Source organism: Mesorhizobium sp. CNPSo 4670 (assembly GCF_057784235.1).
On the sequence record NZ_JBWJFQ010000006.1, the window covers coordinates 113,571 to 136,828 of the forward strand.

General features: G+C 63.5%; 20 protein-coding genes and 1 tRNA gene. 6 read left to right on the forward strand and 15 right to left on the reverse strand.

All coding sequences use genetic code 11. The annotated features are described in order from the left end of the window. Positions 1-20: 20 nt before the first annotated feature. The 12 genes from AC0ZT5_RS13060 to AC0ZT5_RS13115 form a co-directional block, all read right to left on the reverse strand. Positions 21-812, reverse strand: coding sequence for an ABC transporter ATP-binding protein (locus AC0ZT5_RS13060; RefSeq protein ID WP_488496769.1), 792 nt, complete (start codon positions 810-812; stop codon positions 21-23). Between the two features lie 81 nt (positions 813-893). After that, on the reverse strand, positions 894-2,231 hold the full coding sequence (locus AC0ZT5_RS13065) for an ABC transporter substrate-binding protein (protein ID WP_136618300.1): 1,338 nt from the start codon (positions 2,229-2,231) through the stop codon (positions 894-896). 81 nt (positions 2,232-2,312) lie between these two features. Continuing rightward, positions 2,313-3,350 (reverse strand): branched-chain amino acid ABC transporter permease, encoded by a 1,038-nt coding sequence (locus AC0ZT5_RS13070; protein WP_488496770.1) that lies wholly within the window; start codon positions 3,348-3,350, stop codon positions 2,313-2,315. A 3-nt stretch (positions 3,351-3,353) separates the two neighbouring features. Continuing rightward, positions 3,354-4,253 (reverse strand): branched-chain amino acid ABC transporter permease, encoded by a 900-nt coding sequence (locus tag AC0ZT5_RS13075; RefSeq protein WP_488496771.1) that lies wholly within the window; start codon positions 4,251-4,253, stop codon positions 3,354-3,356. Continuing rightward, positions 4,250-5,182: an ABC transporter ATP-binding protein gene (locus AC0ZT5_RS13080; protein WP_488496772.1), complete on the reverse strand. Its 933-nt coding sequence runs from the start codon at positions 5,180-5,182 to the stop codon at positions 4,250-4,252. The genes AC0ZT5_RS13075 and AC0ZT5_RS13080 overlap by 4 nt, the downstream gene beginning before the upstream one ends. A gap of 123 nt (positions 5,183-5,305) precedes the next feature. After that, entirely contained in the window at positions 5,306-6,409 is a 1,104-nt protein-coding gene (gene sfnG, locus AC0ZT5_RS13085; protein ID WP_488496773.1) for a dimethylsulfone monooxygenase SfnG, read from the reverse strand. 166 nt (positions 6,410-6,575) lie between these two features. Further along, the gene (locus AC0ZT5_RS13090; protein WP_488496774.1) at positions 6,576-8,030 is read right to left on the reverse strand and encodes an FAD/NAD(P)-binding protein; all 1,455 of its coding nucleotides are present in this window, start codon (positions 8,028-8,030) and stop codon (positions 6,576-6,578) included. Then, on the reverse strand, positions 8,027-9,199 hold the full coding sequence (gene ssuD / locus AC0ZT5_RS13095; protein WP_488496775.1) for an FMNH2-dependent alkanesulfonate monooxygenase: 1,173 nt from the start codon (positions 9,197-9,199) through the stop codon (positions 8,027-8,029). Before ssuD ends, AC0ZT5_RS13090 begins: the two co-directional genes overlap by 4 nt. Positions 9,200-9,477: 278 nt before the next feature. Beyond that, positions 9,478-10,257 (reverse strand): SDR family oxidoreductase, encoded by a 780-nt coding sequence (locus AC0ZT5_RS13100; protein WP_488496776.1) that lies wholly within the window; start codon positions 10,255-10,257, stop codon positions 9,478-9,480. A gap of 23 nt (positions 10,258-10,280) precedes the next feature. After that, complete coding sequence (gene araH, locus AC0ZT5_RS13105; protein WP_488496777.1) at positions 10,281-11,231, reverse strand: L-arabinose ABC transporter permease AraH; 951 nt, start codon at positions 11,229-11,231, stop codon at positions 10,281-10,283. A gap of 13 nt (positions 11,232-11,244) precedes the next feature. Then, a complete protein-coding gene (gene araG, locus AC0ZT5_RS13110) occupies positions 11,245-12,756 on the reverse strand; it encodes an L-arabinose ABC transporter ATP-binding protein AraG (RefSeq protein ID WP_488496778.1) in 1,512 nt (503 codons plus the stop codon). Positions 12,757-12,827: 71 nt separating this feature from the next. After that, complete coding sequence (locus AC0ZT5_RS13115; RefSeq protein WP_477412967.1) at positions 12,828-13,820, reverse strand: arabinose ABC transporter substrate-binding protein; 993 nt, start codon at positions 13,818-13,820, stop codon at positions 12,828-12,830. 257 nt (positions 13,821-14,077) lie between these two features. On the opposite strand from AC0ZT5_RS13115, the gene AC0ZT5_RS13120 reads away from it, so the two are divergent. Both AC0ZT5_RS13120 and dgoD read left to right on the forward strand, forming a co-directional pair. Beyond that, positions 14,078-14,767 carry a FadR/GntR family transcriptional regulator gene (locus AC0ZT5_RS13120; RefSeq protein WP_477413068.1) on the forward strand — a complete coding sequence of 230 codons (690 nt, stop codon included), beginning with the start codon at positions 14,078-14,080 and terminating at the stop codon, positions 14,765-14,767. Positions 14,768-14,775: 8 nt separating this feature from the next. After that, positions 14,776-15,924 (forward strand): galactonate dehydratase, encoded by a 1,149-nt coding sequence (gene dgoD, locus AC0ZT5_RS13125; protein WP_111544911.1) that lies wholly within the window; start codon positions 14,776-14,778, stop codon positions 15,922-15,924. A 3-nt stretch (positions 15,925-15,927) separates the two neighbouring features. Here the strand turns inward: dgoD and AC0ZT5_RS13130 are convergent, their stop codons facing one another. The 3 genes from AC0ZT5_RS13130 to AC0ZT5_RS13140 form a co-directional block, all read right to left on the reverse strand. After that, entirely contained in the window at positions 15,928-17,673 is a 1,746-nt protein-coding gene (locus AC0ZT5_RS13130) for an adenylate/guanylate cyclase domain-containing protein (protein WP_488496779.1), read from the reverse strand. A gap of 352 nt (positions 17,674-18,025) precedes the next feature. Further along, a tRNA-Ala gene (locus tag AC0ZT5_RS13135) sits at positions 18,026-18,101 on the reverse strand. Positions 18,102-18,273: 172 nt separating this feature from the next. Next, positions 18,274-18,663, reverse strand: coding sequence for a TIGR02300 family protein (locus AC0ZT5_RS13140; protein WP_091581070.1), 390 nt, complete (start codon positions 18,661-18,663; stop codon positions 18,274-18,276). A gap of 206 nt (positions 18,664-18,869) precedes the next feature. Here AC0ZT5_RS13140 and aroA point away from each other — a divergent pair, with 206 nt between their 5' ends. From aroA to rpsA, 4 genes are all read left to right on the forward strand, one after another. After that, positions 18,870-20,228, forward strand: a complete 1,359-nt coding sequence (gene aroA / locus AC0ZT5_RS13145; RefSeq protein WP_488496780.1) for a 3-phosphoshikimate 1-carboxyvinyltransferase — start codon at positions 18,870-18,872, stop codon at positions 20,226-20,228. 46 nt (positions 20,229-20,274) lie between these two features. Beyond that, positions 20,275-20,568, forward strand: coding sequence for a DUF6881 domain-containing protein (locus AC0ZT5_RS13150; protein ID WP_488496781.1), 294 nt, complete (start codon positions 20,275-20,277; stop codon positions 20,566-20,568). Then, a complete protein-coding gene (gene cmk, locus AC0ZT5_RS13155; protein ID WP_488496873.1) occupies positions 20,561-21,211 on the forward strand; it encodes a (d)CMP kinase in 651 nt (216 codons plus the stop codon). Before AC0ZT5_RS13150 ends, cmk begins: the two co-directional genes overlap by 8 nt. A 207-nt stretch (positions 21,212-21,418) precedes the next feature. Next, positions 21,419-23,116, forward strand: a complete 1,698-nt coding sequence (gene rpsA / locus AC0ZT5_RS13160; RefSeq protein ID WP_013528183.1) for a 30S ribosomal protein S1 — start codon at positions 21,419-21,421, stop codon at positions 23,114-23,116. Positions 23,117-23,258 lie beyond the last annotated feature (142 nt).

Consider the following 23,258-nt stretch of genomic DNA (forward strand, 5'->3'; position numbering starts at 1 on the left):
CTGCTCCTTCGTATTTCGGTTCAGGCAACGGCATGGAGGTGAGCTGGTTTGGCGGCCGGCGATGCCTGTTGCCCCAGGTAGAAGGCCCGCACATCCTCACGCTGGCGAAGCTCGGCGGCCGCACCAGAGAGAACGGAGACACCGTTTTCGAGCACCGTGGCGTGGTCGGCATATCCAAGCGCGACCGCCGAGTTCTGCTCGGCGACGAGGATCGACAGGCCGGTCTCGCGGTTGAGTTTCCGGAGCGTCTGGAAGATGTCCTGGACGATGACCGGCGCGAGCCCCATCGACGGTTCGTCGAGAACCAGAAGACGCGGCCGCGACATCAACGCGCGGCCGATGGCCGTCATCTGCTGCTCGCCGCCGGAGGTGAGGCCGGACAAGGTCCGGCGCTTCTCCTTGAGACGGGGAAAATAGCCGTAGATCCGATCGAGATCCCCGTTGATCTCGGCGCGGCGGCCGCTGCGGCCAATGCCGCCGGCGACCAGGTTCTCCTCGACGGTGAGGCTCTTGAAGCAATGCCGCCCTTCCAGCACCTGCACCAGTCCGGCGCGCACCAGATCGCCCGGCTGGCGGCGCGAGACATCGCTGCCGTCATAGCGGATGGTGCCGGCGTTGACCTGACCGCGCTCCGCCGGCAGCAGGTTGGAGACGGCCTTCAGCGTGGTGGTCTTGCCGGCGCCATTGGCGCCGAGCAGCGCCAGGATCTCGCCGCGCCTGATCTCGAAGTTGACGCCGTGCAGCGCGGTGATGGCGTGGTTGTAGGTCGCATGGACGGCGTCCACGACAAGAATGACGTCATCGTTCGGCATGAGCTCTTATTTCCCGTGGTTCGAAAACCGAGAAAGGGCGGGCGTCGCGGACAACTCGCCGTGACGACCGGGTTGGATTGATCAGTTGGTGGTCACGGCATCGGCGTCATCGGCTGTGCGCAACTTGATGCCCTTCTCGGCGGCATAGGCCTCGGCAGACTTCTCGATGATGGGCCGCAGCAGAGCCCAGTCCGGCGCGATCCAGTCGGAGACGACATTCCACTTCTTGCCGTCCCACTGCTGGAAGGTCACGTAGCCTTCGCCCTCGTGATTGTCCCAGCTGACATTGATAGAGTGGAACAGGTCCTTGGCGCCGAGCGCCTCGACCTTGGCCGGATCGAGCTTGAGATGTTCGAAGCCCCAGCGGACCTCGTCGCCGGTCAGCGTGCGATGGCCGAATTTCTCCTGAGCAACACGGATCGCCTCGACATTGAGGATGCCGTTGACGATGCCGAGGTTGTGGTAGACCGAGCCGATGCGCGACTTGTCTTCCAGATTGCCCTTGCCGGCATCGTAGACCGTCTTCACGATCTCCTGCACCACAGGGTAGCTGTTGCCGGAGGCCTGGGTGGTGATGGCGGTGTAGCCCTTGGCGGCGTCGCCGGCCGGGATCACGTCCTCTTCCGAATTCGACCAGACATTGCCGACGATATGGTCGACGGGATAACCGACCTTGACTGCCGTCTTCAACGCCACCGGGTTCATCACGCCCCAGCCGCGCAGGACGACGAAGTCCGGCTTGGCACGACGGATGGTCAGCCACTGCGACTGCTGCTCGTTGCCGGGATGCGGCACCTCGATCTGCTGCACGGTGAAGCCGTATTTCTGCGCCAGCAGCTCGTAGATCGGGATGGTCTCCTTGCCGTAGGGCGAGCCGTGATAGAGCACGACGATCTTCTTGCCCTTGAGCTTGTCGATGCCGCCTTCCTTGGAGGCGATGTAGTTCACGATGCCGGACGTCTCGCTGTAGGGATTGAGCAGCAGCGGGAAGACGTAAGGGAAGACACGGCCGTCGGTGGAGTCGGTGCGGCCGTGGTTGACGGTGATCAGCGGCACCTTGTCGGCAGTGATGCGGTCGATCATGGCATAGGCGATGCCGACCGAAAGCGGGTTCCAGGCGGCGGCGCCGGCATGGCTCTTCTGCCGCTCGTAGCACTCGACGCCGCGCTCAACCTCATACTGCGTCTCGCATTCGTCCCAGGTCAGCTTGACGCCGTTGACGCCGCCGTCGCGAATGTTGATGAGGTTGAGATAGTCGATGAAGCCGCCGAAGAAGCCGGTGCCGCCGGCCGCGTAAGGCCCGACGCGGTAGCTTTGCAGCGGGAAATATTGTTCGTCGGCGTGAGCGGCAGGCAAGGCCACCGACACGATCATCGCCGCGGACAGCGCCGCCGCCTTGATGGTGCTCAGGAAGGTCATGGCTAGGGTACTCCCGGTATGGGGCCGTCTTGGGTCCGGCCTCTGGTTCATTTTCAGTTCGGGGCGGTTGCCCCCGATGGCTCAAGTCGATTGCCAGGCCAGGAGCCGTCTTCGGATTCTGTCCCACAGCGCTACCAGCCCGTCGGGTTCGAGGATCAGAAACAGGATAATGAGCGCGCCCAGCACGATGCGCTGGCTCATGTCGAGCACACCCGAGTCAAAGAGATCGCCGAGCAGAAAACCGCCGAGGCGAGACAAAGCGAGCGGAAAGACGACGATGAGGGCGGCGCCGAAAAAGGCGCCGCGGATTGAGGCCAGGCCGCCGATGATGACGATGAACAGGATCTGGAACGACCGATCGAGGTCGAAACCATCCGGCTCGACGGTCCGCAGATAGGCGAAGGCCCAGATGACGCCGGCGACGCCGATGATGAAGGACGAGATGGCGAAGGCCAGAAGCTTGGTCTTCAGGACCGGAATGCCGATGATACCGGCGGCGGTTTCATTGTCGCGGATGGCGATGAAGTTGCGGCCGGTCTGCGACGACACCAGCCGATAGGCAAGAAACGTCACGATGGCGACGATGGTCAGCGCAAAGAGATAACGGCCGACGGCGCCATCGAGAGCAAAGCCGGCTATTGATAGTCTTGGCGCATCGATGACGCCGGAAGCCGAGTCGTTGGAGAACCAGCTGAATTTGGTCAGCGCCCACTGGACAAAGAACTGTGCGGCAAGCGTCGAAACCGCGAGATAGAAGCCCTTCAGCCGCAGGCTCGGCAGGCCGAAGACGATGCCGATCGCGGCCGCGACCAGACCGGCCAGGACAATGCTGCCGATCAGCGGCAGGCCCTCGACCCGCAGGTTCAAATTATAGGCGGCGAAGGCGCCCGCCGCCATGAAGGCGGCGCTGCCCAGCGAAACCTGGCCGGCATAGCCGGTCAGGATGTTCAAGCCCACGCCGGCGAGGCTGAGCGCCAGGAACGGCAGCAGGATGGCCTCGAACAGGTAGCTCGAGCCAAACAGCGGCACGACGCCATAGGCGAAGGCGAGCAGCAGGACGGGCGCGATCCATTTCGGCAGCACCGGCGCGGAGGAGAAATCGCTTGGTATCGCGGTCATGGCTCAGATCCTTTCGACGAGCTTCTGGCCGAACAGGCCGGAAGGACGGAGCAGGAGGAAGACGAGCGCGACGACATAGGCGAACCAGCTCTCGATGCCGCCGCCGAAATAGTCGCCGATATAGACCTCGGCGAGCTTCTCGCTGGCGCCGATAAGCAGTCCGCCGACGATGGCGCCGAGGATGGAATCAAAGCCGCCGAGCACCAGCACCGGCAGTGCTTTCAGCACCACCAGGGACAGCGAGAACTGCACGCCAAGGCGAGCCCCCCAAAGCAATCCCGCCACCAGTGCGACGAGACCGGCAGCAGCCCAGACGGTGCCCCAGATCAAGGGCAGGCGCAGGCCAACCGCGAGGGCCGCGAACTGGTCGTCGGCGACAGCGCGAAAGCTGAGGCCGATGCGGGTGTAGCGGAAGAACAACGACAAAAGCAGAACCATGCCGGCGGCCACCACGGCGGCGAAGATATCGAACTGGCTGATCAACACGCCGCCGATCTCCAGCGGCACGTCCTCGATGCCGAGATCGAGGCCGTGGACCTGCGTGCCCCAGATCAGTTGGGCCGCGCCCTCGATGATGTAGGAGAGGCCAAGCGTGGCCATGAACAGCGTGATCGGCGGCTTGTTGGTGAGAGGCCGCAGCACCGTCCGCTCGATGGCGATGCCGATCGCCACCATGATGGCGAAGGTGACCACCAGCGCCAGCGCGAACGGAACGCCGCGTTCGACCAGGCTGACGAAGGTGAGCGCCGCGAACAGGAGCAGCGCGCCTTGCGCGAAATTGAGCACGCCTGAGGTCTTGTAGATCAGCACGAAGCCGATGGCGACCAGCGAGTACATCACGCCGGAGAGCAGGCCACCGACGAGCACTTCGATGAAGAACTGGTAGTCGAAGTCGGCGATCATATGCCTGCCCCGTCCTCATTGTCCGAGGCGACGCCGAGATAGGCGTCGATGACGCGCTGGTCGTTCCTGACTTCGTCGGGCGTGGCGTCGGCGATCTTGCGACCGTAGTCGAGAACGGCGATGCGGTCGGACAGACCCATGACGACGCCGACATCATGCTCGATCAGCACCACGGTGGTGGCGAAGCGATCACGCGCGGCACGCACGAAGCCCGCCATCTCGCCCTTTTCGCTCGCGGTCATGCCGGCCATCGGTTCGTCGAGCAAAAGCAGGCGCGGCTGCGCGACCAGCGCACGGGCAAGCTCGACCCGCTTCTGCAACCCGTAGGGCAAGGTCCCGACAAGGCGATCGCGAACGGGGCTGAGGTCGAGGAATTCGAGGATCTGATCGGCGCGGCTCAGAGTGTCGCGCTGCTCGCCGCGCGAGCGGCCGATGCCGAGCACCTGGCCGGCGAAGTTGGAGCGGACCTTGTAGGCAAGACCCGAGGCGACATTGTCGAGGACGCTGAGGCCTTTGAACAGGGCGAGGTTCTGGAAGGTCCGGGCGACGCCGAGATGCGCCAGCCGCTGCGTCGGGACCTGGGCATAGCCGACATCATCGAGCAGGACATGACCGCGATCTGGCCGATAGACACCGCTGATGACGTTGATCAGCGAGCTCTTGCCGGCACCGTTCGGGCCGATGATGGCGCGGATCTCGCCTGATGGAACAGACAGGTCGATATCGGCCAGCGCGACGACGCCGCCAAACGACAGGCCGATGCCCTGAAGCGAAAGCAGCGGAGCGGCTTGCGCGGCAAGCCCGGTGGGCTCGGCGCGGCCTTCGGATGGCTGCGCTGGCGGCAGAGCTGACGTCAGGCCGCGCGCCAAGATTTCCGGCGCATAGACCGAAGCCTCCATAGCTCCGAGGGCATAACTTGGCAACGGCATTCCAATCGTCCTCGATTGCACCCTCAGGCGCACAAATCCTCGTTGCCGCTCGAAGGATCGAGCGCGCCGGGTGAGCTTCATTCGTGGATTGGCCGGCGTCTGTCCGGCCAACCAGTGGGGTGACTATTCCGCTGCCAGCGAGGCTGCCGCCTCGCTGTCTTCCAGTTCGCGAACGAGCGGGATGACATGCTTGCCGAAATACTCGACCTCTTCCTGGAAGTGCAGGAAGCCGAGCAGGATGAGATCGGCGCCGGCGCGCTTCAGGTCGACGATGCGCTCGGCGACCTGCCTCGGCGTGCCGATCAGGTTCGAGCGGAAGCCGTCATTGTATTGGACCAGATCGTCGAAGGACGATTTCGCCCAATTGCCCTCGCCTTCCGGCGAGGCCTTGCCGGCATTCTTGACCTCATGGCCAAAGGCATTGACCGCCTCAGGATTGGCCTTGGTGATGATTTCGGCGAGCACCGCCTTGGCCTCGTCCTCGGTCTCGCGGACGATGGCGAAGGCATTGACGCCTACCTTGACGGAATGGTTGTTGGCCTTTGCCTTGGCCTGGATGTCATCCACCTGTTTGGCGATCTCGGCCGGTGTGTTGCCGTTGGTGAAGTACCAGTCCGAAACGCGCGATGCCATGTCGCGCGCGGCGCGCGACGAGCCGCCCTGGAAGATTTCGGGCAGCGGATGCGGCGGCTTCGGCTTCAGCGAATATTCGTTGAAGCGATAGAAATCGCCACGAAAGGTGAAGCTGTCCTGCGTCCATATTCCGCGCAGCGAACGGATGAACTCCTCCGAGCGGCGATAGCGCTCGTCATGGTCGAGCCAATGCTCGCCGATGGCGTGGAATTCGCCACGGAACCAGCCGGAAACGAGGTTGATGGCGACGCGACCGTTGGTCAGGTAGCTGATGGTGGCGATCTGCTTGGCCGCCAGCGCCGGATTCCACGGTCCGGGCAAGATCGCCGCGATGACCTTGAGCGTGGTGGTCGCCGCCAGCAGGTCATGGCTGAACGCCACCGATTCATGCTGCTCGTCGGCGCCGTAGCCGGCGGTGAAACGGATCTGGCTGAGCGCGTAGTCGAAGCCGGCCTTCTCGGCGATCTGCGCCAGCTTGCGATTGTATTCAGCCGAATGGTTGGTGCGCTGCTCGATGTTGGAGATCACCAGGCCGCCCGAAACATTGGGCACCCAGTAGGCGAATTTGATCGCGTCGGTCTCAGCGTGTGCCATGAACTGTCTCCCCTTCAGGCGGTGTCGTTGATCGATCCGACCGCAGCCGGTTTTCACCAATATTTATTATGTTTATAGAATATATATACAAAGAAGGATTTTCCGTTTTTGAAGCCCTCTCGGGACGGAAATACCAATTTTGCGCGGCAGACCCGGCTTCCCGTTGTCAGCCCGCGACCCGAACGTGCCCGGCAGTAGCGCCGATGGCCTCGGCTGGCGTGTCGAGCTGCTTTGCGATCTCGGCCGCGACTGCCTGCGCATGGCGGGCAACCTCCGGCAGGCCCATGAGTTCGCCGAAAGTCCCGCGTGCCAACGGACCGGCGACAAACAGTGTCCTGACCGCCCTGCCGTCCCGGCCGACGGCGCGGCTGTCGCGACTTGTCTCGATACCGAGCCCGTAGGGATCCATCCCGATCAGCCCGGCCTCGGTCAGCGAGCGCAATGCCGGGTTGAGCTGCAGCGCCTGCCCATGCGCCGGGCCGGTGGTGTTGATGATGGCATCGAAGCGGGCCGTCTCGATCCGCGTCTGCCCACGCCGTTGAAAGCTGACCGCCAGGCTGTCGTCCTCATGGTTCGATGCGACAAGCCTGGCAGCAATATTGTCGAACGTGCCGGCTGCATGGCGGCGGTCGAGCACGGCCGCCACCTGCGGTGCGATCCTGAAGCGATGCACATCCCAGAACACGCGCAACTGGCGGACCAGCCTTGCCCGCTCCAGCGGCGCAAGTGCGGCCCACAGCACCGGCCCCTGCTGGCGCAGCTGGTCGAAGACGGACTGCCAGTTGACATTGGCCGCGTGTGCCGCTGCCAGCGTCGCACGGATGGTTTTGAGCAGCCGCAGCGCCGTTGTGGCCGGCACGGAGGCAAAGTCACCAAAGGGCTCACCCCTGATGTCCGGGTGGCCGCGCGAGCGCAACCCGCGGCGAGACAGCGCCAGGATACGGCCGCGATGGCCGCGACGATCGAGTTCGGCAACCATGTCGGCCGAGGTCAGTCCGGAGCCGACGATCAGCACCGACGCCTCCCGCCCGATCCCGGCAAGCGCTGCAGGAGCGTACGGATCGGCGATGAACCCCGGCGCCTCGGCCAGCGAGGCCAGAGCGGCGGGAATATTGGGCAGCGGATGCGTCGCCGCCAGGACGACGATGTCGGTGGCGACCGGCCTGTCCGAGGTGTGTACGGTCCAGCCCCTGCCGTCCTCGTCACGTGCGATATGTGTGGCGAGAGCGCCGACATGACGCACCGCGCCCGAACCGAGCCAGGGTGCGAGGTGCTCGGCGACATAGCGGCCGAACGCGCGCCGGCGTGGATAGACTTCGCCATTCTTCCAGATGGCGTCCGCATCGCGTTCGAGTTCACCGTCACGGCTCAACCAGCGCGCAAAATGCTGCGGATCCTCTGGGGCCATGCTCATTCTGACCGCCGGGACATTGACCCGGTGCACCGGCTCCTCGCTGGAATAGGCAAGGCCGCCGCCGAGCGCCGGTCGCGGCTCGATCACCGTGATCGACAGGCGCTCCGGTCGAGAAGCCCGCGCCAGATGCCAGGCCACCGCGGCGCCGGAAAAGCCGCCGCCGATGATGGCGACGCGCAACCGACGGGCCGGAGGAAGCGCGTTCACGAGGCGCTGGCGAGTGATTTCGGCCGGTGGTCGCCGGCAATTGTCTCGCCGAACGGGCCGGTGTTGACCGACGAGCCGGCGGCCTTCACCGGATGATCGGTCGGCAGTTTCGGCAGCACCAGTTCGCCAAAGCGGTAGGCTTCTTCGAGATGCGGATAGCCGGACAGGATGAAGGTATCGATGCCGAGGCGACGGTATTCATCGATGCGTTCGGCAATCGTGTCGGGATCGCCGACAAGTGCCGTGCCGGCGCCACCGCGCACCAGACCGACGCCGGCCCACAGATTGGGCGCGATCTCGAGCTTGGCGCGGTTGCCGGCGTGCAGTGCGCTCATCCGCGCCTGGCCGACCGAATCCATGCGGGCAAAGACCTTTTGCGCCGAGGCGATCGTCGCATCGTCGAGCCGGCTGATCAGGCTGTCCGCCGCGGCCCAGGCCTGTTCGGTCGTCTCGCGCGCGATGACATGCAGGCGGATACCGAAGGAGAGCTTACGGCCGGCTTTCTCGGCGAGTTCACGCACGCCGTCAAGCTTGCGCTCGACATCGGCCGGCGGCTCGCCCCAGGTCAGGTATTTGTCGATCTCCTGCGCCGCCACCACGGATCCGGCGTCGGACGAGCCACCGAAATAGAGCGGCGGGTATGGCGTCTGCACCGGCGGAAACAGCAGCCGGCCGTCCTCGATGCGGAAATGCTTGCCCTCGTGCTCGACCGTCTCGCCGCTCAGCACGCGCTTGTAGATCTGCAGGAATTCCTGCGTCACTTCATAGCGTTCGGCGTGCGACAGGAAAATGCCGTCCCCCTTGTTCTCCAGCGGATCGCCGCCGGTGACGACGTTGATCAGCAGGCGACCATTTGAGATGCGGTCGAGCGTCGCCGTCATGCGTGCAGCGAGCGTTGGCGATTGCAGGCCGGGCCGCACGGCGACAAGGAAGCGCAACCGCTCGGTCAGCGGCACCAGCGCCGAGGCGATCACCCAGGAATCCTCGCAGGCCCGGCCGGTCGGCAACAGCACCCCGTAGTAACCCAGCGTGTCGGCTGCCTTTGCTACTTGCGTCAGGTAGGGCAGGTCGACGGCCCTGCCGCCTTCCGATGTGCCGAGATAACGGCTGTCGCCATGCGTCGGCAGGAACCAGAGCACCTTGATGCGGTCAGGGATGTCGCGGGTCATGGCCTGCCTCCCGAAGTCCGACGACGTTGGCCGGTCATGCCAGACGGAATTGAGGGCGAGCGCAAAAGGTTGGGCATGGCGGGGTCCTGTCCGGGTGGAAAACCATATCGCCAGTGCAGATTGCTTATTCTATAAATTCTGTAGAGTTAGTTTATTCCAAATCCGCGACGGCGATTAGAATTTCTCTCCTCAGCTGGTGGCGCCGACCCGGTTCAACCCTTTGCCCAAACCGCCGAACCCGTGCTGCGATCGTCTCTTGGCTAGATCTTCCCCGGCACTCAGGCGGGATGCTGCAGCTGGCTCAGCCCGCCATCGACGACGAGGCTGGCCGCGTTCATGAACGGGCACTCGTCGGAAATCATGAACACCGCGGCGAGCGCGATCTCGTGCGTCGAGGCGATGCGGCCGCCGGGATGCAGCGCCATGGTGTCCGCGCGCGCCGCGGCCGGATCAGGAAAACTGTTCCAGTAGTCGATGGCCTTTTGCGTCTCGACATAGCCCGGCGCCAGCGCGTTCACGCGCACGCCCTGCCCCGCATATTCGAGTGCCAGCGATTTGGTCAGGCCGAGCAGAGCGTGCTTGGCGACGGGATAGGGGAAGGTGTGCGGAATGATGGTGAAGCTGTGCGTCGAGGCGATGTTGAGGATTGCGCCGCCGCCGCTTGCGATCATACCCGGCAAGACTGCCTTGCTGCAGTTCCAGGCGCCCTTGACGTTGACGTCGAAATTGCGGTTCCACTCCTCCTCGCTGGTGTCGAGCGGCGTCGAAAACACATTGACACCGGCATTGTTGATCAGCGCGTTGACGGGGCCGATTTCGTTGTTTGCCCGGCTGACAGCCGCGGCAATCGCCGCCCAATCGCTGATGTCGGCTGCGGTATGCCCGACATAGCCTTGTGGTGCGGCAAGGCCAGCGACAGTCTTGTCCAGCAGCGCGCTGTCGCGGTCGACCAGGAACAGTCTTGCTCCCTCGGCCAAACAGGCTTCGGCGATGGCGAGCCCGATGCCTTGCGCGGCCCCTGTCAGGAAGATGCGTTTGCCGGACAGGCGCTCAGCCATTTTGTTGCTCCAGTCGAAGACGCTCAACGCCGGCCCAGTGCCGACGAGCGCAGATTGTCGAGCAGGACCGCCAGGAGCAAGATAACGCCGCGCACGATGTACTGGTAGAAGGCCGGGATGTTGAGCAGGTTCATGGCGTTTTCGGCGATGCCCATGATCAGCACGCCGACGATCACGCCCGACATGGTGGCGCGGCCGCCTGCGAGCGAGACGCCGCCGAGCACGCAAGCCGAGATGACCGAAAGCTCAAGCCCGACCGCCGCGTTGGGCTGGCCGGAGGTGATGCGCGACGCGAGCAGGATGCCGGCGATGCCGCAGACGACGCCCTGCAGCGTAAAGATCCAGATGCGCGTCCAGTCGACATTGACGCCGGCCAGCCGGGAGGCCTCCGGATTGCCGCCGATGGCCAGCGTGTTCTTGCCAAAGACGGTGCGGTTGAGGACGAAACCGAAGACGCCGAAGAGAACGGCCAGCACCCAGATCGGCGTCGGTATGCCGAGCAGTTTCGATAGCGCCAGCTGGTAGAAATCCGGGCTGTTGATGCCGACGGCGCGGCCGTCGGACGCGATCAGGGCAAGGCCGCGCACGATCTGCATGGTGGCCAGGGTGGTGATCAGCGCGTTGATGCGGAATTTGGCGATGACAACGCCGTTGATGAAGCCGACGAAGGCGCCGCAGGCAATTGCCGCCAGAAGGCCGAGCAGAATCGAACCGGTGGCGTTCGACGCCATCACCGCGACCATCCCGGCGAAGGCGACGATGGAGCCGACCGACAGGTCGAAGTCGCGCGCCGCGAGGCAGAACATCATGGTGCAGGCGACGATGCCAACGGTGACCACCGACTGCAGCAGGCCGAGCATGTTGCGGTCGGTGAGGAAGTTCGGCACCAGAGCCGACACCAGCGCGAAGGCAACGATGAAAATGACGACAAGGCCCTGTTCGCCGAGCAGGATCTTCTTCAACCGGTCGGTCATGGCGGGGGGGTCCTCAGGATGCGATCGCGTCGGGGGTTTTCTTGTCGGGAAGAGCGGCGGCCAGGATCGCCTTCTCGGCGAACTGGTGGCGTGTGAGTTCGGCGCTGATGCGCCCACCGCACATCACCAGGATGCGGTCGCAGATGCCCATCACCTCCGGCAGTTCGGACGAGACGACAACGATCGCCATGCCGTCCTCGGCAAGCTGATAGAGAAGTTCGTAGATTTCCGATTTGGCGCCGACGTCGATGCCGCGTGTCGGCTCGTCGACGATGAGCACCCGCACGCCCTGCTCGGACAGCCAGCGGCCAAGGATGACCTTCTGCTGGTTGCCGCCGGAGAGGTTGATAATGTCCTGCTTGCGCGACGGCGTGCGCACCTTGAGCTTCTTGATGAAGGTTTCGGCGGTCGCGATCTCGCTGGCCCGGTTGAGCACGCCAAAGCGTGTGTGATGGCGGCGCGACGAGATGTTGATGTTCTCCTCGATCGAGCGGCCCTGGATGATGCCGTCATGCTTGCGATCTTCCGAGCACAGCACGATGCCGGCCCGGATCGCGCCATGCGGATCGGTGGCGTGGATCCCCTTGCCGTCGACGGTGATGGCGCCGCCCGAGCGCAGATCGGCGCCGAAGACCAGCCGCATCAGTTCCGAGCGGCCAGCGCCGATCAGACCGAAGAAGCCGACGATCTCGCCGGCTCTCGCCTCGAAGCTGGCCGGCGTCGTCAGCTTTGCCCCTGACAGGGCCTCGATCTTCAGGCGGACGTTGCCTGCCTTGCGCGGCCGAAAACCCCAAATGTCCGAAATCTCGCGGCCGACCATTTCGGCGACGACCTGGTCGCGGGTAACACCTTTCAGCGAAACATGGTGCGCCGCCAGCTTGCCGTCGCGCAGCACGGTCAGGCTGTCGCAAAGCCGGAACACTTCATCCAATCGATGCGACACATAGATGATCACCTTGCCCTCGCCGCGCAGCCGATCGATCAGGGCAAACAGGATTTCGCTTTCGCGCGACGACAGCGACGAGGTCGGCTCGTCCAGCGCGATGACGCGCGCGTCGAGCATGATCGCCTTGGCGATCTCGACCATCTGGCGCTCGCCGATCGACAGCGTCTTGACCTTGCGGCGCATGTCGATGTCGATGCCGGCCGATTTTAGCTTGGCGCCGACGTCGTCCAGCATCCTGGTGCGCGCGATGATGCCGGCGCTGGCGGGAAAGCGGCCGAGGCTGAGGTTTTCGGCAACCGTGAGCTCGGGAACGAGCTGCAGTTCCTGGTGGATGACGATGACGCCATTGTCGAAGGCATCCCGGGTCGAGGCATAGGTCTGGACCTTGCCGTCGATGCTGATCTCACCCGCGTCGGCATGCTGGTCGCCGGACAGGATCTTGATCAGGGTGGATTTGCCCGCGCCGTTCTCGCCCATCAGGCCATGCACGACGCCCTTGTCGACGCCGAAAGAGACGTCCGACAGTGCCTTGACGCCCGGATAGGTCTTGGTGATGCGCGAGAAGTCGAGAAAGGACACGGGCGTCGATCCTTGTTGTGCCATGACAAACAGGCGGCGGGATGAGCCGCCGCCTGTTTGTACAGGGAGGATTATTCGATGCCGAGGCCCTGGCGGACCTTCTGATAGTCGTCCCGCTTGGCCAGCGCGCCGGAGGTCAGAATCAGCTTCTCCGGTTCCTTGTTGTTGGCAACCCAGTCGTACATGTTGAGCGCCGTCTCATAGCCATGGCGCTTCGGCGAGATGATCACGGTGCCGACAAAGCCGGTGGCGGCCGGCTTCTTGAACTCGTTGATCGCCGAATCCGCGCCGCCGATGCCGACGCCGATCATGCCGTCCGCCGGGATGCCGACGCTCTCGGAGGCGCGCACGGCGCCCAGCACGGCTTCGTCATTGAGGCCGAAGGAGACCCACTTCTTGATGTCGGCGTGCGCATTGAGCACGACCGTCGCGGCGTTCAGCGCGGCTTCCGTGTCGGTCTTGGCCTGCGGCGCGTCGAAGATGTTCTCCGCCTTGAAGCCGTTCGCCTTCAGCACCGAGATGGCGCCTTCGACGCGATCGACCGCCGTCGGCAGCTGATCATAGGAGACGCGGATGGCGCCAACCTCGTCAGCCTTCCAGCCGCGCGCCTTCATTTCATCGACGATCGCCTGGCCGACGGCCTCGCCGATCTTGGTGGCCGAGATGCCCATGTGCGGCACGTCTTCCAGCGCCTTGCCGTCGGCACCGACCAGACGGTCGTCGACGGTCATCAGCTTGAGATTGTTGGCGGCGGCCTTGGCGACGATGCCAGGTCCGAGCTTCACGTCCGGCGTGCAGACGATGAAGCCTTGGGCGCCCTGGGCACCGAGATTGTCGATCGCCGACATCAGCTTCTCACCGTCCTCGGCGCCGATCTTGACGAGGGTGAAGCCCTTTTCCTTGGCGGCCTGGTCGGCGAATTTCCATTCGTCCTGGAACCAAGGTTCCTCAGGCTGCTTGACGATGAAGCCGATCTTGGTGTCCTGAGCGTAGGCAGAAGCGATCGTCGTGACGGACAGCACGGCAAGCGCGCCCGCGACGAGCGCGGTCTTCAAAAGTCGCATGATTACCTCCCAGCGATAGGCCGGGCGCTCAGCCCGGGTGTCGGCGTTTCTATTCGCTTTTATCATACTCGTCAATTGATCTGGTATGATAATTAAGGTACATGCTCTGACCAACGATCGCTGGCGCAACTCGTTTGCATCCGCTAATGCCGGGCCGGTTGCGCGAACTCGCAGGTTCGCCGCCTTGGAGGAGGGCTAAGGTGACCGAAATTTCGAAGAAGGCCCCGGAGGGTGTGACCACCCGTCGCCCGCGCGTCATGCCCGACGTGACCAAGGCGATGGCCTCGGACATCTTTTCCGGCCGCTACCCGGCCGGATCCTCCTTGCCGACAGAAAACGAACTTGGCGTCGAGTATGGCGTCAGCCGCACCGTTATCCGCGAGGCCCTGAAGGTGCTGGCCGCCAAGGGGCTGGTGTTGTCGCGGCCGCGCGTCGGCACCATCGTCTGCAACGAGGACGACTGGAACATCATCGACCCGCAAGTGCTGGCGTGGCATGCGCCGCATGCGCTGGACGACAAGCTCTTCGACGCCATCCTGGAAACACGCCGGGCCATCGAACCGCTGGTCGCCGAGCTTGCCGCGACGCGCGCGACTCTGCAGGAGATCGCCGATCTCGAAGCGGCGTGGCGCGGCATGGCAGGCGCCGGAGAGGATCGCGCCGCTTTCTCGCGCTCCGACATCGCTTTCCACCAGATCGTCTATGCCGCGAGCCACAACCCGATCTTCCGCCAGATCGGCAATCTGATCGACACAGGTCTCAAATTCTCGCTGGAGGCGACGGCGACGATTTCGCTCGAACGGCGCCTGGAAGCGGTGGCGGCACATCGCGAGGTGGTCGAGGCGCTGCGCATGCGCGACGCCGAGGCGGCGCGTGGGGCGGCAAACAAGATCCTCGACCTTGCGGCGCGCGACCTCGTCAGCGCCAAGAAACTCAAGAACAACTGAGACTGCGCATGAAAATCATCTCGCTCACCACCTACATCGTTCCGCCGCGCTGGCTTTTCCTGAAGATCGAGACCGACGCCGGCGTCACCGGCTGGGGCGAGCCGGTCGTCGAGGGTCGGGCGCTGACCGTCGAGGCGGCGGTCAAGGAGCTTGGTGACTATCTCATCGGCAAGGACCCGCGCCTGATCGAGGACCACTGGACGGTGATGCATCGCGGCGGCTTCTACCGTGGTGGGCCGATCCTGATGAGCGCCATCGCCGGCATCGACCAGGCGCTGTGGGACATCAAGGGCAAGGCGCTCGGCGTGCCCGTACATGAACTGCTCGGCGGCAAGTTGCGTGACAGCATCAAGGTTTATTCCTGGATCGGCGGCGACCGTCCGGCCGAGGTCGCCGCCGGCGCCCGGGAAGTGGTGGCGCGCGGCTTCCTAGCGCTCAAGATGAACGGCACCGAGGAACTGCAGATCGTCGATAGCCATGACAGAATAGATGCCGCGGTCGAGCGGGTAGCCATGGTGCGCGAGGCCGTCGGCCCCAACATCGGCATCGCGGTCGATTTCCACGGCCGCGTGCACCGGCCGATGGCGCGCATCCTGGTCAAGGAGTTGGAGCCCTACAGGCTGATGTTCATCGAGGAGCCGGTGCTGAGCGAAAACCGCGAGGCGCTGAAGGAAATAGCCGCCCTCGGCTCGACGCCGATTGCGCTCGGCGAGCGGCTCTACAGCCGCTGGGACTTCAAGTCGGTGTTCGAGGAGGGCGTCGTCGACATCATCCAGCCCGATCTGTCGCATGCCGGCGGTATCACCGAATGCCGCAAGATCGCGGCGATGGCCGAGGCCTATGATGTCGCGGTGGCGCCGCACTGTCCGCTCGGGCCGATCGCGCTTGCCGCCTGCCTGCAGCTCGATGCGGTCAGCTACAACTGCTTCATCCAGGAGCAGAGCCTCGGCATCCACTACAATGCCGCCAACGACCTGCTCGACTATGCCGCCAACAAGGATGTCTTCCGCTATGAGGATGGCTATGTCGCCATTCCCGATGGCCCGGGCCTCGGCGTCGAGATCGACGAGGACTATGTCAAGGAGCGCGCCAAGGAAGGCCACCGCTGGCGCAACCCGATCTGGCGCCACAAGGACGGTTCCTTCGCCGAGTGGTGATGACTATGCTTTCACCTGCGCCGCTTCGGGTGACTTCAGTCCATCAACCAGGTGATGAAGATCCGCCTCGTTCTCGTAGTGCAGGGTCGAGACCAACGCATCGATCGTAAATTCCGGATCGACCTTGTCTATTTGAGCGAGGTGAGCGGACGCAGCGGTCCGATCGCCGAGCCAGTGATAGGCCGCCGCGACAAAAGCGTGTTGGTTGGCATCCATCTTCGACAGATGCATGAAGGCCTCGATTGCTTCGGGATATTCGTGGGCTGTAAAGTGAGCTTTCCCAAGATGGCTCCAGAAGCGTTCCGGGTGGTGAGGGTTCAACCGCATCGCCTTGCGAATCCAGTCGGCCCCTTCCTTGGGGCGACCGAGCCAAGTCAAAAGCTCGCCGTGCTGGACCACGACGAGATCATAGTTCGGATTGAGTGCGAGAGCCCGCTCCTGGTGGTGCCGAGCCTTCGTCAGATCGTTGCGGCTGATGCTGATGGCGGCCAATATCCGCTGAACGTCGGCATCGTTGCTGTCCAGCGCTTGCGCCAACTCAAGCTCACGGACGACTTCGTCGAAAGCAGCGTCCTTATCGGCGCACCAGCCGTAGCCCCAAGCTTGCCCCAGGATGCAGCCCCGCCAGGCATGGGCATGCGCGTATTCGGGGTCGAGTTCCAGCGCTCGTGTCACCAGCTTCAGCGCCTCCTCATTCTCGGCTCGACTGCTACGATGGTGGCGGACCTTGGCCGCGAGCACGCATTCGTATGCTGCCATGTTGGCGGGTGTTTTGCGCGCCACGACATCCTGCTGCGCGGCTTCGACGCGGCCTGGCAGCGTGGCCACTATCGCTGCGGTCAGTTCGTCCTGAATGGCGAAAACATCGTCGAGCTTGCGGTCGTATCGCTCGGCCCAGATGTGCGTATCCGTGGCAGTATCGATCAACTGCGCCGTCACCCTGAGCTGACCGCCCGATTTGCGAACACTGCCTTCCACCAGGAATTGCGCGCCCAGCTTCCGGGCGATTTCGCGGAGGTTTACCGACTGCCCCTTGTAGACGAAGGTGGAGTTGCGCGAGATGACGAACAGCTCGTGCCGCCGCGAAAGTTCCGTGATGATATCCTCGGTCAGTCCGTCCACGAAAAATTCCTGTTCGGATTCGCCGCTCATGTTGGCGAACGGCAGGACCGCAATCGACGGCTTCACCACGCTGTGCCGGGCCGAGCCGTCCCCCGCTCGCGGATCGGCTGCATCGTCCAGCACCGCGCGCCAGACCCGTATCGGGCGGGAGATGTTCTTCAAGGCCTTCTCGCCGAGGTCCTCGAACTTGATTTCGAGCCGATCGAAGACCTGTTCGTACACGGCCTGGGTGACGCACACCCCGCCGACTTCGGCCATCTGCTCCAGCCGGGCGGCGACATTCACGCCGTCGCCATAAATGTCGCCCTCATCGAAGATGATGTCGCCGAGATTGATGCCGATCCGGAACTGAATGCGTCCGGCCTCCGGCACGTCGGCGTTGCGGCGACGCATGCGGATCTGCACCTCCGCGGCGCAGCGCACGGCATCTGCCACGCTCTGGAACTCGACCAGCATGCCGTCACCGGTGGTTTTGATGATGCGGCCCTGGTTCTTGGCGATCGCCGGATCAATGAGTTCGATCCGATGCGTTTTGAGCCGCGCAAGCGTGCCCCTCTCGTCGGCTTCCATGAGCCGAGAGTATCCAGCCATGTCGGCTGCCAGCACCGCCGCGAGCCTGTGTTCCATGTTCCAGCCTCGAAGCACGCAATTCTAGATGGCAAACGCTGCAATCAAAGCCGATCACGGTCACGCCGCCACCTAACAGCGCCGTCCCCGCGCGATCGGAAGGCGCCCACTCATAGCATTACTCGAAATGAGCGCATGCGGGAAGGAAATCGAACGCCGCCCATACCCGCTCGCGGCTGCTGGATTGGTCTGCCTGCTCGAAAGGGCAAGGTTTCATCCCAAATCCATCGCATTCAATAGCCGGTCGAACGGCTTCGAAAATGGTGGCTTCAGGAAAGTGCTTCGACCATGTTCGTAGAATAGGCCTTCAAATCAAAGGCTTTCTAGGAAAATCAACGGCCTAGAGGGAACTTGGTGGAGCCAATCGGAATCGAACCGACGACCTCTTGAATGCCATTCAAGCGCTCTCCCAACTGAGCTATGGCCCCACTTCCGGCAGTCAACCGGCGCCGTTTCCGGCGAAGAGATCCGGCGTGGGTTGGAGACCGCGCCGTTAGTGCAGGCGGCTTCTAACCCCGCCTTTCGTCAATATCAAGCCTAAGAGAGCGGCTTTTTCTTCACAGGCCACGAAAGCTGGCAAACGCCTGCTTTCAAGGCCGATCAGACCTCGTCGTCGTCGTCGCCGACGCCGATCATGTCGGCAACGTCGTCGTCTTCTTCTTCTTCGTCGGCAAGGAACGTGTCATCCTCGTCGTCGCCGAGGTCGACATCGTCCTCGTCGTCGCCGAGATCCGGCAGATCGTCAGCTTTGACGTCCTCGTCGGCCTCTTCGAGCGAGACGACCTCAACGCCCTCTTCGTCCTCGGCGTCCACTTCCTTCTCGGCCACTTCCTCTTCCTCCTCGAGGGCGGCGATCTTGCCTTCCTCGAAATAGGAACGCGGATAAGTCTTGCCGGTGTAAGGCGAGACGATCGGGTCCTTGTTCAGGTCGTAGAATTTTCGGCCCGTCTCCGGGTCGATACGTTTTGTGCCAAGTTCGGTTTTTGCCACGGCAAGCCTCGTCAATAAAAGAGTGGTCCCCTTAACCACAGTTTGCAGCGCTGTCAAAGCGAAAAGCCGGCGTCACAAAACCATGCAATGAAAGGCCTCGCGTCGATGACGACCATGGGGGATGACCATTTCGGCCCGCCGTGATACGAGACCGCCGCAACAAATGAAAAGCGCCGGCCCGCCGGCATTCCGCCCAGGGAAATTCCATGTCTCACGCCGCCCCCCCAAAGTCGGCCACCGCTCGCAAATCACCAGCCCTTGCCGGCACGGCGCGCGTGCCGGGCGACAAGTCGATCTCGCACCGCTCCTTCATGTTTGGCGGCCTCGCCTCCGGCGAGACCCGCATCACCGGCCTGCTGGAAGGAGAGGACGTGATGCGCACCGGTGCTGCCATGAAGGCGATGGGCGCGCATATCGAGAAGCGCGGCGCCGAATGGGTGATCCGCGGCACCGGCAATGGCGCGCTGCTGCAGCCGGAAGGCCCGCTCGACTTCGGCAATGCCGGCACCGGCTCGCGGCTGACAATGGGCCTGGTCGGCACCTATGACATGGAAACGACCTTCATCGGCGACGCCTCGCTGTCGGGCCGGCCAATGGGCCGCGTGCTCGAACCCTTGCGCCAGATGGGCGTGCAGGTGCTGAAGGCGACACCGGGCGACCGCATGCCGATCACGCTGCATGGGCCCAAGCATGCCGCGCCCATCACCTACCGCGTGCCGATGGCTTCGGCGCAGGTGAAGTCGGCGGTGCTGCTGGCCGGGTTGAACACGCCGGGCATCACCACCGTGATCGAGCCTGTCATGACGCGCGATCACACCGAAAAGATGCTGAAAGGCTTTGGCGCCAATCTGTCGGTCGAGACCGACGAGCGCGGCGTGCGCCACATCTTCATCGAAGGCCAGGGCAAGCTGACCGGCCAGACGATCGCGGTGCCGGGCGACCCGTCCTCGGCCGGCTTCCCGCTGGTGGCCGCACTGATCGTGCCGGGCTCCGACATCGTGATCGAGAATGTGCTGATGAACCCGACCCGCACCGGCCTGCTTTTGACGCTGCAGGAAATGGGCGGCAAGATCGAGATTCTCAACCCGCGCAATGCCGGCGGCGAGGATGTCGCCGACCTGCGCGTGCGTTATTCCGAGCTTAAGGGTGTCACCGTGCCGCCCGAGCGGGCGCCGTCGATGATCGACGAATATCCCGTGCTTGCGGTCGCGGCCAGCTTCGCCGAGGGCGAAACGCTGATGCAAGGGCTGGAAGAGCTGAGGGTGAAGGAATCCGACCGGCTGTCGGCTGTCGCCGACGGTCTGAAGCTCAACGGCGTCGACTGCACCGAGGGCGAGGCTTCGCTTGCGGTACGCGGAAAGCCGGGCGGCAAGGGTCTCGGCCGCCATCCGAACGGCCCGGATACAACGGTGCAAACCCATCTCGACCATCGCATCGCCATGAGTTTTCTGGTCATGGGGCTGGCAACGGAAAAGCCCGTCACCATTGACGACCAGGCGATGATCGCGACCAGTTTTCCGGAATTCATGGGGCTTATGAAGGGGCTGGGCGCGGAGATCGGGTAGCGAAACTCGCGACGGCAGTCGATTGCGCCAGCTGACGAGGGAGCGAATGCAATACATTCATTGCCGTTGGAAAAGCAGCCAACCCGATGTGCCGACTGATTACTGGACCGAGGTTGAGGATGATCGGTCCCTCAGCCGGGAAGTTCATTGCCGTGATGGCAGCGCCATAGGAATGATATCCTGGGCAACAAAGTTGGAATGGGGGACAGCTTGGCTAGAAGGCGCACCTGTTCCATATCTCAACGAAATCAATGCTCAACCAGATACAACGGCCGTCGAAATTGAAGGCAGTCTTTTCGAGGAAAAATGGCGGGAAGCAAAAGCTGCAAATGTTGAGTAGCCCTTTCACCATCGCCATCGATGGTCCCGCTGGCGCCGGCAAAGGCACGCTGGCCCGGCGGCTCGCCGACCACTACCGGCTGAACCTGCTCGACACCGGCCTCACCTATCGCGCGGTGGCCTATGCGCTGATCCAGCACGCGCTGCCGCTCGACAATGTCTCGGCGGCCGAAACCGCTGCGCGCCAGGTCGATCTGGCCAAGCTCGACCGGGCGGTGCTGTCGGCGCATGCGGTCGGCGAGGCGGCCTCGAAGGTCGCGGTGTTTCCTTCCGTGCGGCGCATCCTGGTCGAAAAGCAGCGCGCATTCGCCACGACGCCGCCAGGTGCAGTGCTCGACGGCCGCGACATCGGCACCGTAGTCTGCCCCAACGCCGACATAAAACTCTATGTGACGGCGAGCGCCGAGGTGCGGGCGCGGCGGCGACTGGCCGAGATCGAGAGCATCGGCGGCACCGCCGATTTCACCGAGATCCTCGCCGATATCGTGCGCCGTGACGAGCGCGACATGGGCCGCGCCGACTCGCCCTTGAAGCCGGCCGCAGACGCGCACTTGCTTGATACCAGCGAAATGGCTATAGAAGCCGCGTTTCTTGCGGCCATGGCGATCATCGACGACGTGCTGGCCAAGAGAGACAAGGCCTGAGTGGGTTTTTCCCTCGTGTTTCCGTTGCCGGAGGCGAAGAAAATACCCATATCGGGCACGAACCAGCCTGCCAGCATTCTTCATGCGCCGGAATTGCCGCTTAAAGAGCGGCCCAGGGCTTTTGTAGCCCGGAACGCCGGCAGGCCAACGCAACGCTAACCCACGGCGCCCGTCCCGCGACAGAAGCGGGGCACTCCAGGAGAAACAATGTCAGCTGCAAATCCCACTCGCGACGATTTCGCGAGCCTGCTCGAAGAATCATTCACAACAGGTCATTCCGGCGAAGGCCAGGTCGTCAAGGGCACGATCACGGCGATCGAAAAGGACATGGCCATCATCGACGTCGGCCTCAAGGTCGAAGGCCGCGTGCCGCTGAAGGAATTCGGCGTCAAGGGCAAGGACACCACCCTCAAGGTCGGTGACACCGTCGAAGTCTATGTCGAGCGCATCGAGAACGCGCTTGGCGAAGCGATGCTCAGCCGTGAAAAGGCCCGCCGCGAAGAGAGCTGGGTCCGTCTCGAAGAGAAGTTCACCAAGGGCGAGCGCGTCGAAGGCGTCATCTTCAACCAGGTCAAGGGCGGCTTCACCGTCGACCTCGACGGTGCCGTGGCCTTCCTGCCGCGCAGCCAGGTCGATATCCGCCCGATCCGCGACGTCTCCCCGCTGATGCACAACCCGCAGCCCTTCGAGATCCTCAAGATGGATCGCCGCCGCGGCAACATCGTGGTGTCGCGCCGCACCGTGCTCGAGGAGAGCCGCGCCGAGCAGCGTTCGGAAATCGTGCAGAACCTCGAAGAAGGCCAGGTTGTCGAAGGCGTCGTCAAGAACATCACCGACTACGGTGCGTTCGTCGATCTCGGCGGCATCGACGGCCTGCTGCATGTCACCGACATGGCATGGCGCCGCGTCAACCATCCGACCGAAATCCTCAACATCGGTCAGACGGTCAAGGTGCAGATCATCCGCATCAACCAGGAAACCCATCGCATCTCGCTCGGCATGAAGCAGCTCGAGAGCGATCCGTGGTCCGAGATCGGCACCAAGTTCCCGATCGGCAAGAAGATCAAGGGTACCGTCACCAATATCACCGACTACGGCGCGTTCGTCGAGCTGGAGCCGGGCATCGAAGGCCTCATCCACGTTTCGGAAATGTCGTGGACGAAGAAGAACGTGCATCCCGGCAAGATCCTGTCGACGACCCAGGAAGTCGACGTGGTGGTGCTCGAAGTCGATCCGGCCAAGCGCCGCATCTCGCTCGGCCTCAAGCAGACGCTCGAGAATCCGTGGCAGGCTTTCGCCAGCAGCCATCCGGTCGGCAGCCAGGTCGAGGGCGAGGTCAAGAACAAGACCGAGTTCGGCCTGTTCATCGGCCTCGAAGGCGATGTCGACGGCATGGTCCATCTCTCCGATCTCGACTGGACCCGTCCGGGCGAGCAGGTCATCGAAGAGTACAATCGCGGTGACATGGTCAAGGCGCAGGTGCTCGACGTCGACATCGACAAGGAGCGCATCTCGCTCGGCATCAAGCAGCTGGCCAAGGATACGGTTGGCGAAGCAGCGACGAGCGGCGAACTGCGCAAGAACGCGGTCGTCACCTGCGAAGTCATCGGCGTCAAGGATGGCGGTCTGGAAGTGCGGCTGGTCGACAGCGGCATCGAGACCTTCATCAAGCGCTCCGATCTCAGCCGTGACCGCGACGAGCAGCGCCCCGAGCGCTTCACCGTCGGCCAGAAGGTCGACGCGCGCGTCATCGCCTTCGACAAGAAGACCCGCAAGCTGCAGGTCTCGATCAAGGCGCTGGAAATCGCCGAAGAGAAGGAAGCGGTCGCCCAGTACGGCTCGACCGACTCCGGCGCTTCGCTCGGCGACATCCTGGGTGCCGCGCTGAAGAAGCAGGGCAGCTAGGTCATCTGCCCCCACCGCCTTGGGCGGTGGTCAGTTCAACCCCGCCAGAGCGATCCGGCGGGGTTTTTCTTTACGGTAAGATAAACTTCCTCGCGTATCTGCCAGTAATCCAAGGAGAGGCTTTCCATGCGCAATGACGACG

Coding starts and splice junctions, on each gene's coding strand:
- AC0ZT5_RS13060 (WP_488496769.1), bottom strand. CDS start 812: ATGCCGAACGATGACGTCATTCTTGTCGTGGACGCCGTCCATGCGACC.
- AC0ZT5_RS13115 (WP_477412967.1), bottom strand. CDS start 13,820: ATGCGACTTTTGAAGACCGCGCTCGTCGCGGGCGCGCTTGCCGTGCTG.
- ssuD (WP_488496775.1), bottom strand. CDS start 9,199: ATGACCCGCGACATCCCTGACCGCATCAAGGTGCTCTGGTTCCTGCCG.
- AC0ZT5_RS13100 (WP_488496776.1), bottom strand. CDS start 10,257: ATGGCTGAGCGCCTGTCCGGCAAACGCATCTTCCTGACAGGGGCCGCG.
- AC0ZT5_RS13150 (WP_488496781.1), top strand. CDS start 20,275: ATGCAATACATTCATTGCCGTTGGAAAAGCAGCCAACCCGATGTGCCG.
- AC0ZT5_RS13065 (WP_136618300.1), bottom strand. CDS start 2,231: ATGACCTTCCTGAGCACCATCAAGGCGGCGGCGCTGTCCGCGGCGATG.
- aroA (WP_488496780.1), top strand. CDS start 18,870: ATGTCTCACGCCGCCCCCCCAAAGTCGGCCACCGCTCGCAAATCACCA.
- AC0ZT5_RS13075 (WP_488496771.1), bottom strand. CDS start 4,253: ATGATCGCCGACTTCGACTACCAGTTCTTCATCGAAGTGCTCGTCGGT.
- araH (WP_488496777.1), bottom strand. CDS start 11,231: ATGACCGACCGGTTGAAGAAGATCCTGCTCGGCGAACAGGGCCTTGTC.
- AC0ZT5_RS13070 (WP_488496770.1), bottom strand. CDS start 3,350: ATGACCGCGATACCAAGCGATTTCTCCTCCGCGCCGGTGCTGCCGAAA.
- AC0ZT5_RS13130 (WP_488496779.1), bottom strand. CDS start 17,673: ATGGAACACAGGCTCGCGGCGGTGCTGGCAGCCGACATGGCTGGATAC.
- sfnG (WP_488496773.1), bottom strand. CDS start 6,409: ATGGCACACGCTGAGACCGACGCGATCAAATTCGCCTACTGGGTGCCC.
- AC0ZT5_RS13080 (WP_488496772.1), bottom strand. CDS start 5,182: ATGCCGTTGCCAAGTTATGCCCTCGGAGCTATGGAGGCTTCGGTCTAT.
- rpsA (WP_013528183.1), top strand. CDS start 21,419: ATGTCAGCTGCAAATCCCACTCGCGACGATTTCGCGAGCCTGCTCGAA.
- AC0ZT5_RS13120 (WP_477413068.1), top strand. CDS start 14,078: ATGCCCGACGTGACCAAGGCGATGGCCTCGGACATCTTTTCCGGCCGC.
- dgoD (WP_111544911.1), top strand. CDS start 14,776: ATGAAAATCATCTCGCTCACCACCTACATCGTTCCGCCGCGCTGGCTT.